Source organism: Comamonas humi, from assembly GCF_054782535.1.
Genome location: NZ_BAAGSH010000004.1, coordinates 36266 through 49314 on the forward strand (window position 1 = coordinate 36266; position 13049 = coordinate 49314).

11 protein-coding genes are annotated in these 13049 nt (G+C 61.1%); 7 read left to right on the plus strand and 4 right to left on the minus strand.

Translation table 11 applies throughout. The features are described from left to right. Positions 1 to 2 precede the first annotated feature (2 nt). Together ACYVKR_RS03045 and ACYVKR_RS03050 are read right to left on the minus strand one after the other, a co-directional pair. The gene (locus ACYVKR_RS03045) at positions 3 to 1100 is read right to left on the minus strand and encodes a dimethylarginine dimethylaminohydrolase family protein (RefSeq protein ID WP_460479282.1); all 1098 of its coding nucleotides are present in this window, start codon (positions 1098 to 1100) and stop codon (positions 3 to 5) included. Positions 1101 to 1271: 171 nt separating this feature from the next. Continuing rightward, positions 1272 to 2153 (minus strand): LysR family transcriptional regulator, encoded by an 882-nt coding sequence (locus tag ACYVKR_RS03050; RefSeq protein WP_460479283.1) that lies wholly within the window; start codon positions 2151 to 2153, stop codon positions 1272 to 1274. 121 nt (positions 2154 to 2274) lie between these two features. Here ACYVKR_RS03050 and ACYVKR_RS03055 point away from each other — a divergent pair, with 121 nt between their 5' ends. The 6 genes from ACYVKR_RS03055 (at position 2275) to ACYVKR_RS03080 (ending at position 9123) form a co-directional block, all read left to right on the plus strand. Beyond that, the gene (locus tag ACYVKR_RS03055; protein ID WP_460479284.1) at positions 2275 to 2703 is read left to right on the plus strand and encodes a PACE efflux transporter; all 429 of its coding nucleotides are present in this window, start codon (positions 2275 to 2277) and stop codon (positions 2701 to 2703) included. 88 nt (positions 2704 to 2791) lie between these two features. After that, the gene (locus ACYVKR_RS03060; protein ID WP_460479285.1) at positions 2792 to 3373 is read left to right on the plus strand and encodes a UbiX family flavin prenyltransferase; all 582 of its coding nucleotides are present in this window, start codon (positions 2792 to 2794) and stop codon (positions 3371 to 3373) included. A gap of 29 nt (positions 3374 to 3402) precedes the next feature. Next, the gene (locus ACYVKR_RS03065) at positions 3403 to 4899 is read left to right on the plus strand and encodes a UbiD family decarboxylase (protein ID WP_460479286.1); all 1497 of its coding nucleotides are present in this window, start codon (positions 3403 to 3405) and stop codon (positions 4897 to 4899) included. 105 nt (positions 4900 to 5004) lie between these two features. After that, positions 5005 to 5403: a MarR family winged helix-turn-helix transcriptional regulator gene (locus ACYVKR_RS03070; RefSeq protein WP_460479288.1), complete on the plus strand. Its 399-nt coding sequence runs from the start codon at positions 5005 to 5007 to the stop codon at positions 5401 to 5403. Positions 5404 to 6353: 950 nt separating this feature from the next. Then, positions 6354 to 8027, plus strand: a complete 1674-nt coding sequence (locus tag ACYVKR_RS03075) for an amidohydrolase (protein ID WP_460479289.1) — start codon at positions 6354 to 6356, stop codon at positions 8025 to 8027. 145 nt (positions 8028 to 8172) lie between these two features. Next, the gene (locus tag ACYVKR_RS03080) at positions 8173 to 9123 is read left to right on the plus strand and encodes a LysR family transcriptional regulator (protein ID WP_460479290.1); all 951 of its coding nucleotides are present in this window, start codon (positions 8173 to 8175) and stop codon (positions 9121 to 9123) included. Positions 9124 to 9234: 111 nt separating this feature from the next. On the opposite strand, the gene ACYVKR_RS03085 is transcribed toward ACYVKR_RS03080, so the two are convergent. Together ACYVKR_RS03085 and ACYVKR_RS03090 are read right to left on the minus strand one after the other, a co-directional pair. Then, positions 9235 to 10587 carry an amidase gene (locus ACYVKR_RS03085; protein WP_460479291.1) on the minus strand — a complete coding sequence of 451 codons (1353 nt, stop codon included), beginning with the start codon at positions 10585 to 10587 and terminating at the stop codon, positions 9235 to 9237. A gap of 21 nt (positions 10588 to 10608) precedes the next feature. Beyond that, positions 10609 to 11286, minus strand: a complete 678-nt coding sequence (locus ACYVKR_RS03090) for a DUF2848 domain-containing protein (protein WP_460479292.1) — start codon at positions 11284 to 11286, stop codon at positions 10609 to 10611. A 499-nt stretch (positions 11287 to 11785) separates the two neighbouring features. Here ACYVKR_RS03090 and ACYVKR_RS03095 point away from each other — a divergent pair, with 499 nt between their 5' ends. Then, positions 11786 to 13003, plus strand: a complete 1218-nt coding sequence (locus ACYVKR_RS03095) for an ABC transporter substrate-binding protein (protein WP_460479293.1) — start codon at positions 11786 to 11788, stop codon at positions 13001 to 13003. The last annotated feature ends 46 nt before the right edge of the window (positions 13004 to 13049 follow it).

Below are 13049 nucleotides of genomic sequence, written 5' to 3' on the forward strand. Positions count from 1 at the left end.
ACTCAGGAACGGCGCAACAGTGGTTGTGTGCTACAGCGGAAGGATCCGCCAAACGAACGACTGATCCGGAAGTCCACGTACTCGACTTTCACACCATGGCGCTCCAGTTGATCACCGATGTGCTGGAAGGCCGGGTCGGCGACGTAGACGTCGGGGCTCAGCGGCAGGCCGTTGGTGGCCAGATTACCGGCCTCTTGCATTGACACAGGGATTTTCTTCCAGGACTTGAGCGTGTCTGGAATCCCGTCGAGGAGCGCTTCCTCGCACACCACCATCAATCCTGGCTGGATCAGGCCCAGGGCGCAGTCCAGGTGCAGGATTTCGGGCTTGAGGCGCACCAACTCCACTGCGTAGCCTGCGGGCTTGAGCAGCTTGGCCAGCCACTGCGCGCCTCGCGGGTTGGAGGCCAGGCCGGAACTGCCGACGAACACATGATTGCCCAGCACGAGCACGTCGCCGCCTTCCAGAAATGGGCCCGTGCCCAGATTGGCCTCGGTGCCGACTTCGGGGCGCGGCAGCGCGATATAGCTGCATTCGGCGGGGTAGACGCGCTCTTCGAACACGGGGCGCACGGGCAGTACCTCGTTGCGGCGGTGCAAAAAGCGCAGCGAGCCTTCGACAACGAAATTGCCCACGGTGAAGAACGGGTCTCGCACGAAGAAGTTACTGTAGCCGTCATCGCCCGCTACGGCCTTTTCCACCGCAGTCAGCTTGCGCGGGCGCAGCACCTCGACGCCGTATTTCTTGAGCACGGCACCAAAGTTCTCACGTTCTTGCTCCCAGATGCGCTGCAGCTCGGGCTGGGCTTCACCGAAGTCGCGGCCCACGGGCAGATTCTTGCGCAGCTCCTCCGGGATGAAGGCCATTTCCTGGCCATTGAGCATGGCCTTGGAGATGGCGACTTCCGATTGCGCCAGCACTACAGTGCGCAGCGGGGCGAACTCGCTCTCGACAAAGATGTTTGCGGCAGAAGCGGTAGCCGCGCTGATGGCAGGTGTGTGGAGCATGGCGGGCATCAAGGGCAGCGAGAAGGCTGCGCGCAACAGGTTGCGGCGCGACGCGCCTGCATTGGCGACGGCGTTGGTGGTGTTGATGGTCATGAATGTACCTTTCAAAACAGGAAATCGATGAATGCCTTGCCTGCATCTGCGCCCCGCAGTGAGGCGATGGGTGTGCAAGCAATGGCCCGATTCTTATTTTTAAAACGGATGCATTCAAATTAATATCTATCTGTTATTCGGATAAATAGAGTTTATCAGTGTCGGTCTGTTCTAAGGGGCTATCGATACTAGGTGCTCTCGCAACCATGCAGCAGCCGGCCCGCAGGGGCGCTGCTTGTGCCAGACCAACTCAAGCGGCACTGGGACGTCGCCCACGTCGAAATCAAGGCTAGGGGCGATCAGTCCGGAGTCTTCCCGCAGTTCATCTAGCAGGTGGTAGGGTACGACGGCCCAGCCCAAGCCCAACCGTACCAACTCCAGCATCGCCCGATAGCTCTCGACCCACCACACAGACGAGGCCACGCGCAGGCGCGATTTCTCCTGGCCGCCGCCGCGTGGCGTGACCTGGATCTGCCGGTAGCGCTTGAGCTCTTCCCAGGCAATGCTGCCTTGGGCCAGTGGATGGTTGCTTGCGCAGACCAATTTGAGCGGCACCCAGCCGATGTTGCGAAAGCCCAACTCGGGCTGCAGCGATTCCTGGCGCCACATGATGCCCAGGTCGGCGGCAGCGCTCAAAACGAGCTGGCTGACATCCTCCATGCGCGGGAACAGCAGCTTCAGCTCGACGAACGGAAACGCTTTGGAGAAATCCACCATACGCTGCCCGAGAGTTTGCATGGGAAACAGCTCATCGACCGCGATCACCAGCGACTCCTCAACGTTGCGCTCGATGCTGTAAGCCACGCCCACGAGATGCTCGCGCCGCTCCAGCACCACGCGGGCCTCATGCAGCAAGCGCACGCCGGCCTGCGTGAGAATGGGGCTGCGGCTTTCGCGGTCGAACAGCGCCACGCCCAGCGATACCTCAAGATTGGCCACATGGGTGCTCACTACCGATTGCGCCTTGCGCAAATGCCGCGCGGCTGCGGAGAACGAGCCTCTTTCGGCAGCCGCCACAAAGGCCTGGAGCTGGTCAAAGCTGATGTCAGTCATCTATGCAATGCAAGTGGATTTGATAGGTCGGCTCAATCTATCGTATTTATGGATAAATACCAACTTTGAAATGCCTGAATAACATATGAGACTGCGGGCTTTCCTCCAAGAAGAAAGCACTATGAAAGCCCAACACAAGACCTGGACCGAGCGCGCAATCCACGCCGTGGGGTTCGAGCTCATCGCCATTGCCATTTGCGCTCCCGTAGCGGCATGGTGGCTGGATCGGCCGATAGCACAGGCTGGTGCGATCAGCCTGCTGCTGGCCACCCTCGCCATGCTGTGGAACGCGGTCTACAGCATGATGTTTGACAGGCTATGGCCGCCCGCGCGCATCCACCGAGATTTGAAGCTGCGCCTGCTGCACGCCGGCGGATTCGAGCTGGGCATCGTGGCCTTCGGCGTGCCGCTGGCCGCCGCCGTGATGCAGCTCCCACTGATGCAAGCCCTGGCGCTGGAATTTGGCTTCATCCTGTTCATGTTCCCTTACACCGTGGCCTACAACTGGGCGTACGACGGGCTTCGCCGCGCCTGGGTCAAGAGTCGGTAACTCACTGCTATATATTCCCGCGCCGGTTGACTTCGTGGGTTTCATTCATTAATATGCATGCACACGCACATATATTGATGAATGACGTATGAAAAAACTGGTTGTCTGCATGACTGGCGCCACAGGCGCAGTCTATGGCGTGCGCCTGCTGGAGCGGCTGGCCGCGCTGAACGTGGAGTCTCATCTGGTAATGAGCAAATGGGCCAAGGTCACACTCAAAGAAGAGACCTCGTACAGCCTGCATGACGTGCAAGGGCTGGCCACCAAGGTGTATTCCGATGCGGATCAGTCGGCCTGCATTTCCAGTGGTTCGTTTCAACACGATGGCGTGGCCATCGTGCCCTGCAGCATGAAGACCTTGGCGGGCATTCGGGTGGGGTATGGCGAGAATCTGATCGCAAGGGCCGCCGACGTGGCGTTGAAGGAGCAGCGCAAGCTGGTGCTCATGGTCAGGGAGACGCCGCTGAATGTCATCCATCTAGACAACATGCTCGCCGTGGCCAAGGCCGGCGCTGTCATCTTCCCAGCGGTGCCGGCTTTCTATCACCGGCCGCGCAGCCTCGACGACGTCATCGATCAGAGCGTGGGGCGGCTGCTGGACATGTTCGGCATTGACGACCCCGGATTGAAGAGATGGCAGGGGCTCGCAGGTAGCGCCGCGCAGGCATGAGCCGGAGGTCAGGAACTAGGAGTGAAGTTATGCATTGGATTGAACAGGCCTTGGATTTTCGTTCGTTTATTGGTGAGCTGAGGCGCCGTAAGGATCTTATAGATGTGAGTACGGAGGTGAGTGCCGACCTGGAGCTGGCCGCCGTTACTCGACGTGTCTATGAAGAACGCTTACCCGCGCCTCTTTTTCATCGGATCGCTGGCAGTATGCCGGGCGCTCGCGTGCTCGGTGCGCCTGCGGGAATGTGCAGTGAAAAGGGCCAAGAGTATGCACGCCTGGCGCTGCATCTGGGCTTGCCGCCGGACAGCCGCCCCAAGGCGATCGTTGCTGCGATCCGTGCTGCAATGAAAGCCGAAGCGATCGCGCCGCTGCGGCAAGCGACCGGCCCCGTTAAAGAAAACATCTGGCGGGGAGAGGAGGTTGACCTGACCCGTTTCCCCGTGCCTTTGCTGCACGCGCAGGATGGCGGGCGCTACTTCGGCACCTACGGCTTCCATGTCGTGCAGTCGCCTGATAAGACCTGGGACAGTTGGGGCATCGGCCGCTTGATGCTGCTGGACCGAAACCGGCTGACTGGGCCTGCGATCCCCACGCAGCATATCGGCATGATCCGCGAGATGTGGTCCAGAGAGGGCAAGGCCACTCCTTGGGCGATGGCGCTGGGAGCGCCGCCCGCCGCGGTGGCGGTCGCCGGCATGCCGCTGCCGACCGGTGTGAGCGAGCCGGGATACGTCGGCGCGCTGCTGGGGCAGGGTGTGCCGCTTGTGCAGACCGAGACCAATGGACTGTGGGTGCCTGCCAATGCGGAGATCGTGCTCGAGGGGGAAATCAGCCTCGAGGAAACCGCCATGGAAGGTCCAATGGGCGAATACCATGGCTACCAGCATCATCAGGGCGGAATGCAGCCGGTGTTCCATGTCGAGGCGATCACCTTTCGCGACGATCCGATCCTGCCAATCTGCGTGGCGGGCACGCCACCGGAGGAAAACCACACCATCTGGGGCACCATGGTCTCGGCACAGCTGTTGGATGTGGTTCAGGCGGCCGGCTTGCCGGTGGATATGGTCTGGTGCTCCTACGAGGCTGCAACCTGCTGGGCCGTGGTGTCAGTGGACGTGCAGGGCCTTGCGGCGCTTGGAACCAATGCCGCGGAATTCGCGCACCGTGTCGCCAAAGTGGTTTTCAGCTCGCACCCGGGCTATCTGATTCCTAAGTTGATCCTCGTCGGAAACGACATCGACATTGCAGACATCAACCAGGTCGTTTGGGCACTCGCTACGCGCTCGCATCCTGCACACGATCATTTCTCGTTCCCGACCGTGCGCGAATTTCCCATGGTGCCTTACCTGAACGATGAGGACAAGGCCGCAGGTGCGGGAGGGAAAGCTGTGATCAACTGTCTTTATCCCGAGCAATTCCGAGGCGAGTCCCGTGCGGGTATCGCTTCGTTTGAGCACTCGTATCCCGAGGCCGTGAAGCGCAAGGTTCTGGCACGCTGGTGCGAATATGGATTCGATGCTTGTTGAGCAAGCGAATGGTACGATCTTGGCCCTTTCCGAGTACAACGACATCGAACCTCCATCATGGGATGCAGCCGCAATCTAGGCCTACCGCAGGACAGCTTGTACCGAATGACCGAGGTCGTGCGGGAGCGCGAGCGGCTGTTAGCCAGCGCGCTGAGCGAGCTGGGCCTGGGCCTGCCCGAGTGGCGGGCCTTACGCATCCTGAACAGTTTTCCTGGAGACGTGCCGATGAGCACGGTGGCCGAGCATTCGCAGACGGATCGAACAGCTCTTGGGCGGACGATTGACCGCATGGAGACTCGCGGCTGGGTGCAGCGCATCCCGGCACCTGAGGACAAACGTGCGGTGTATATACGCTTGAGTCTGGAATCACGCGGCGTATTTGCAAAGGCGCTGAAGCTGGTTGCAGCCTTCGATGAGCAGTTGCTGGCAATGCTTACCTCACAGGAACAGACGATATTGCCGCAGATGCTGGAGAAGATGGTTTCCAGTGTCCGAAATCACTAGTGTGGCGGGTGAACGTCACAGCCCATGGGATCTGTTGAGTCGAGATGGGCATGGAGTTGCTGCTTTGGATAGGTCCATGAAGATGCCTGCGCATCCATTTCTGCGTGCAACAGTTCGTATATTCGGGTAGGCCGAAGGACTGATCATCCGTGAGTCAGATCAGGACAACGCGCGAAGGCCCGCAGATGGATTCAAGGGTAACTGCGCAGATTGACCTTGCTGTACAACGGCATGGAGCGCTTCTGCACCTCATGTAAATCATCGCTATGAGTCGCGGTGTGTAGCAATGCACCGATGTCTTCGCTGCGTAGACCAATCCATTCGTCGGACTGCGTTTCGGGGTAATAGACATACAGCAGCGCGTGGACGCTGCTGCTATTCCTTTGCGGAGCGGCAATGGGCCCACGCGACAGTGCATTGAAAGCCCGTTGCCGGTGCTGCGCAGGTGGCAGCAGGCTCTGCAGACAAAGCTGACTGAAAGGCTGGCCAGGCTGTCTATGCGCCGATCAGGTGTGGGTACTGCCACATGTACTTCTTCCGCGATTTCCACGTCGGCCGGACTGCAGTCCATGCGCACCGAATAGTTCATCCTTCTCCTCACGGCGTACCGTGAGATCAGGTGTCGCGATGGTCGTGTGGTCGATAAGGGGAAACCTTTATTGATAAGTAACTTAGTTAATTGGATTATGTATAAGGAGGGCGGTTGGCCTGATGGATTGGTTTGCTATGTGCAATTTGAGGCATCGCGCTAGCCCACTCCTCGGAGCTGCAACTGCTTGCCTGTATTCATCAATTCATAGAGGTGCTTAGTGATCTATCGTCTCCAGTCGCTCAAGAATGTGGCAATCGTCGATGTACTCGACACTCAATATGCCGCTACGGCACGGTGTGCACAACCTAGTACCAAGTACGGAAATTTGCGTGAACCACGCCCGGGATGCAGCGCGCGCTTGAAGTTGGTAGTGTCGCTGGCATTGACGGCGGCACTGGGCGCCTGTGGAGGTGATGGGCATGGCGACAAGGCCGACTTGGTGATGAAGAACGGCACCATCTATACCGTCAATGGCCAACAGGAGTGGGCAAATTCCGTGGCCGTAAAGGATGGCAAGATCGTCTATGTCGGCGACGACAGCGGCAGCGCGCGATTTGAGTCTGCTAACACCAAGGTGGTGGATCTCAAAGGCCGAATGGTGCTGCCAGGCTTCGTCGATGGCCACAACCATGCCTATCTGATGGCTGAAAGCCTGTATTGGCTGAGCTTGAATCCCTATAGCACGCTGGATGAGCGCCAGAAGGCATTGCGCGACTATCGTGCCAAGAACCCGGGCATGAAGCAATTGCGTGCTGTCGGCTGGATGGGCCAGGAGGCGGCAGCCAAGGGCGTACTGGCCAAGCAGCTGATCGATGAAGTAATCGCAGACATTCCGGTGCTCATCATCGCCAATGACCATCATGGTGCCTATGCAAACTCGAAGGCACTGCAATTGGCTGGCATCGACCGCAACACCCCTGACCCCACAGGAGGCGTCATCGAGCGTGATCCGGCCACTGGCGAACCGACAGGTGTCCTGTACGAGTTCGCGGCGCAAAATATGGTCATCCAGGCGTTGCCTCAGCCAGACTTCACGGTCGATCAATACAAGGAGACGATCCGTACCTGGCAGAAGGCGGCTGGCAAGGATGGTATTACCTCGGCCTTCGTGCCGGTGCATTACCCGACCGAAAGCCTGCTACAGGCATTGCAGCAAATGGACAAGGGCAATGAGCTGACCGCGCAGTACGATTTGGCCCTGTGGGCGGATGAAAACAAAGGAGTCTCGCAGGTTGATCACCTGAAATCGCTGCGCAACACATACCAAGGGAATCACTTCAAGGTCGATTCGATCAAGATCTTTGCCGACGGAGTGGGGGCTCCCAAGCTAGTCTGGGATCAGAAGGTGCTTGAAGACACGGTTGTTGCTCTGGACAAGGAGAAGTTCCGCGTCTACGTTCATGCGATCGGTAATCCTGATTTTTTCCCGTCGAACAATGTGCTGAATGCGTTTCAGGTCGCGGCGGCAAAGAACGGCAGCTGGGATTCGCGGCATTCCATCACCCATCTCGACTGGGTTCGTGGCGACGACCTGGTGAGGTTTAAGCAACTCAATGTGCTGGCTGTTCCGCAGGCCGCCTGGTTCGGCAAGGGCTGGTACAACGATGTGACTGGCGACAAGGCCAAGAACAAGCAGCGCTTCCAAAGCTTCATCGATGCAGGCATCACGGTGGTTTCATCAAGCGATTTCCCCTCGACCGATACCTTTGAGCGCGACATGTATCCTCCCACGGGCCTTGAGGTCGGCATGACGCGGCTGGATCCCGACAAGGCCAAGCCGGGCGATCTGCCGTCGGCAATGGAGCCTTGGGAGCGAGCAACACTCAAGGAGATGATCACCAGCTACACCATCAACGGTGCCAAGCTGATGTTCCAGGAAAAAAACCGGGGTTCGATTGAAGTAGGCAAGAAGGCGGATCTGGTGGTCATGGACAGGAATCTATTCGATCTTGCACCTACGGACGTTGGCGAAGCCAAGGTCATGTATACGATATTCGAAGGCAAGGAGAGCTTTCGGGATCCTGCGTTCTAACTGGAATATCGCAAACTGACATTGCAAATTGGCGGCCGAGGCTGTATTTGGCTTTAGCCGTCTAATCCTTGAGTATCGGTTTGGCGTAGCCTAAGCTGGGATCGCTATGGCAGTGATAGAGAGATCGGGGCCTAGAATCTCCGATATGAATTTGCGTTTCTTGGAAACCTTTGTGTTGCTGGCCGAGCTGCGCAACTTCCGCATGACGGCCGAGCGGCTGTTCACCACGCAGGCGGCGGTGTCGAGCCGCATCGCCACGCTGGAGCAGGAGTTCGGCGTGCGCCTGTTCGACCGCGGCGTGCGCGAGGTCACGCTCACGGCCGACGGCGCCAAGGCGCTGGTGCATGCCGAGCGCATGCTCAGGCTCATGCGCGAGATGCGCGAGGACATGCTGGACAAGCAGGCCTATGCGGGCGTGATCCGCATCGGCGCCATCGAGTCCATCGTGCACAGCTGGTTTCCCGACTTCCTCGCGCTGCTGCAGCAGCGCTACCCGCGCCTCAGGGTCGAGATCGCCAGCGACACCACGCTGCACATGTCGGAGCAGCTGGCCAAGGGCCAGCTCGACGTGTCGCTGCAGGCCAAGCCGGTGGCGGCGAGCGCGATCGCCAACCTCTCGCTGGGTGAGTTCGCCATGGCCTGGGTCGGCAGCCCGCGGCTGGGCATCGGCGACGAGACGCTGAGCCTGGCCGAGCTGGCGGCGTTCCCGATCATGAGCTTTGCGCGCGGCTCCGAGCCGTATGCGGTGATCGAGCAGCTGTTCAGCCCCTTCAGTGCCGACAGCGGCGCCTCGCCGCACCTGAACTGCATCGCCTCCGTGGCGACGATGATCCGCGTGGTCTGCGACGGCCTGGGCGTGGCGGCCGTGCCGCCGGCCATCATCCAGCGCGAGCTGGCCGAGCAGCGCCTGCGACTGCTGCGCGTGGACCGCGAGTTTCCGCCGCTGCCGCTGGTGGCCTGCTGGCGCTGCGACCACCAGAACCCGCTGGCCGAAGCGGTGGCCCATGCCGCCGAGGAAGTGGCCACGGCCTTTGCGCTGAACCAGGGCCCGGCGATCGCGCGCCTGCCCGGCAGCAGCCTCGCGGGAGAGGCGTAGGGTTATCAAAAAAGGAGCTTCTGGCGCTTGTTGCTGCTGTATTTCAATGTGATTTGGTATTGAAATCAAGCAGGGATGAGCGCCAGCAGCTCCTTTTTTGATAGTTTGCCGTCAAGCCCGGGCGAGCAGTCCTTCCACCGCCAGCGCCACCGACAGCAGGCGCCGGTCCTGCCCGGCCGTGCCGGCCAGGCTCAGGCCCACGGGCGCCTCGCCCGCGCGGTGGCAGGGCAGGGACACTGCGCAGCCGTCCAGGAAGTTGACCAGCGTGGGGTTGCGCAGCATCAGCCCGTTGGCCGCGAAGTAGGCCTCGTCGCTGGCCTCAAGCTCGGCGATCTTCGGCGCGATCACCGGCACCGTGGGCATGACGAGCAAATCATGGTCGGCCATCTGCGCCTCGACCTGGTCTATCCACTGCTGGCGGCGCGCCAGCAGCTCGAGGTAGTCGGCCGCGCTGATGTCCTTGCCGCGCAGGATGCGCGTGCCCACGCGCGGGTCGTATTCGGACAGGCGCCCGTCGATGTAGTGGCGGTGCCAGGCCCAGGCCTCGGCGGCGGTGAAGCCGCCCTTGGCATTGATCTGCGCGAGTTCGGAGAACGGCGGTACCGCGGCCTCGGTGATCTGCGCGCCCGCGGCGGACAGCAGCGACAGCGCACGCTGCCAGGCGGCGGCCACGGTGCTGTCCATGCCATCCAGCACCACATTCGTGGGCGCGAGCAGGCGCAGGCCGCGCAGCGAAGCGGGATGCAACTCGGCGTGCTGCTCGCCCGACAGCACCGCATCCAGCGCGGCGCAGCAGCGCACGCTGGGTGCCAGCGGGCCGATGGAATCGAGGTTGGCCGACAGCGGCAGCACGCCCTGCATGGAAACGCGGCGTGCCGTGGGCTTGAAACCGGTCAGGCCGCACAGCGCCGAGGGAATGCGCACCGAGCCGCCGGTGTCCGAGCCTATGGCGGCCAGCGCCATGCCGTCGGTCACCGAAATGGCCGCGCCCGACGACGAGCCGCCGGGAATGCGGCCGCCGCCGTCCACCTCGCGCTGCCAGGGATTGCGCGGCGTGCCGTAGTGCGGATTCAGCCCCAGGCCCGAGTAGGCGAACTCGGTCATGTTGGTGGTGCCCACGATGACCGCGCCCGCGCGGCGCAGGCGCTGCACGGCCTCGGCCGTCTGCGTGGCGGGTGCGGCGTTGGCCAGCAACTTCGAGCCGCCCAGCGTGGGGTGGCCGGCGATGTCGAACAGGTCCTTGACCGAGACCGGCAGGCCTTCGAGGGGCGAGCGCGCCAGCCCGGCCGCGCGCAGCACATCGCTGGCGCGGGCCTCGGCCAGGGCCTGCTCGCGCAGCACGCGGGTGAACACGCGCGGGCCTTCGCCCTGCGCGGCGCGGTCCAGCGCCTGCTCGGCCAGTTGCATGGCGCTGGTCTGGCCTTGGGCCAGGCGCTCGGCGGCTTGGATGAGGGTGGTTGTCATGGGCGCATCCTGTCCGGTCGATCAGGCGACGATGTCCAGCAGCTCGCTGCGGTAGCGGTGGCGGATGCTGCGCTGGCTGCGCGGGTCGTGCAGCTCCATGGCGAACTGCGTGGCCGGGCGGATGCCGCCGATGGCCGCCATGGTGCCGCAGGTCATGCCGCTGCCCTCGGGCAGCAGGCTCTTGCCGCCGGTATGGCCGGCGATCAGGTCCTGGGGCGTGCGCAGGCTGGCCAGCGTGCCTTCCTGGTACAGCACCTCGCGGCCGTCCTCCACGATCCACGAGCGCAGGATCAGCTCGTCCCAGTGGCCGGCCACGTCGGCAAAGCGCCAGGCCTGGGTGGCCACGGGCTTGACGCAGGCCTGCTTGGAAAAGGCCACGCTGTAGGCCTCGAGCTTGCGGTCGGTGTGGTCCGAGGCCAGGCTCACGAACATCTCGCCGCCGTGGGTGAAGACGAAGACCTCGGCCTCGCCCGAGGAGTCCGGGCCCAGCACCTGCAGCGTGCTGCTCTGGCTCAGCTGGTTGCTGGCGATGCGGTAGTACAGCGGCACGGCGCTGGGGCGCGGAATGCCGAGCGCGGCCAGCTCCTCGATGTGGTGCTCGATGGCCGCATGGTCGCGGCCGGCCCAGCCGGCGACGATCAGGGTGTCGAAGATGGGGGCCAGGGTCTGGCCTTCGGGGGTGGTGAATTGCAGTTGCATGGTGGGAATTTGCAGTTAAGCCGAAGAGGGCGGCATCGCCACTGGCAAGGCATCCGACTGCTCCTAAAAAGATGCAGTTGCACAGTGCTCGATGACGATGAATGGGTACATAGCTACACGTTGGTGTACCTACCGCCGGAGCATCCACGTCGTGGCATGGCTTGTTGAGCGCACGCCTGAAACCTGTCCGTGCTCCAGCAAGGCCAGTATCGAAATGGGTTGCGCAATCTGTCCAATGAGAAATTCTTGGTAGACGTGACAAGAAAATTTTATGGGTTCCTTTCTGGTTGTTGAATATTTTTAAATAAGCAATTGTTTTTAAACATGATTTATCGTTTCTTTGGGGTGGCCTGAGTAGGCTTTCTTTTCCTCTTTTTGGCTCTTTTTTGAGGACTTGGGGTTTGACCTTATAGCTAAGTTACTTAGCTAATTTGATGATTCGTTCCCAGGCATTCACTCATGTGGGCGGTGCCCATCTCAGCAAGGGAAAGGAAGTCAAATGAAAGTCTCGAAACGAGGTATTCGGAGCCTCGCTGCAGTTGCGGCGCTGATGGTCTCCATGGCAACGGTGTCCGCCCAGCAAGCTGGTGAAGCGCCGCTGAAGATCGGCGTGCTGACCGACATGAGTTCCCTGTTCGCCGACATTGGCGGCCAGGGCTCTGTGACGGCACTGCGCATGGCTGTCGATGACTTCGGCGGCAAGGTGCTCGGCAAGCCGATCGAGGTGGTCTCCGCCGATCACCAGAACAAGACCGACGTGGCTGCGGCCAAGGCTCGGGAATGGTTTGACGTACAGGGCGTGGACATGATCACCGACCTGCTGCCTTCTTCGGTGGCGCTGGCGGTATCCGATGTGGGCCGCCAGAAGAACAAGGTGGTCATCGTCAACGGCGGCGGCACCTCGAAGCTGACCGGTGACGCCTGCTCGCCGAACACGGTGCACTACACCTATGACACCTATGCCTTGGCGACCAACACCGTCAATGCGCTTATGTCGCAAGGGCTGGACAGCTGGTTCTTCCTGACGGTGGACTATGCACTCGGCCATTCGCTGGAGAGCGATGCCATAGGTGCTGTGAAGGCGCGCAACGGCAAGGTGGTCGGTACGGCACGCCATCCGGTGAATGCCTCGGACCTGGCATCCTACCTGCTCCAGGCTCAAGGCTCCAAGGCCAAGGTGGTTGCACTGGCTGACGCCGGCGGTGACTTCGTCAATGCCGTGAAGCAGGCCGGCGAGTTCGGCTTGCGCAAGTCGGGCAAGCAGACGCTGGCGGGCCTGCATGTGTTCATCTCCGACATTCACAGCCTTGGCCTTGCACAGGCCCAGGGCATGGTGCTGACGACCGGCTTCTACTGGAACCAGAACGAGGCCACGCGTGCCTGGTCGCGCCGTTTCTACGAGAAAACCAAGCGCATGCCCACGATGGTGCAGGCTGGCGTGTACTCCTCAACCATGCACTACCTGAAGGCTGTTCAGGCCGCCGGTACCAAGGCGCCGCAGCCTGTATTGGCCAAGATGCGTGAAACGCCTATCAACGACTTCTTCGCAACCAACGGTCGCATTCAGCCGAACGGTCGCATGGTCCACGACATGCTGCTCGTTGAAGTGAAGACGCCTTCGGAGTCCAAGGAGCCCTGGGACTACTACAACGTCAAGGCAGTCATTCCCGGCGCTTCCGCATTCATTCCGCTGGACAAGAGCGGTTGCAAGCTCTGAAGCCTATCTCAAGTTACCCAAGCAAAAAAGGAACCCATCATGGTAA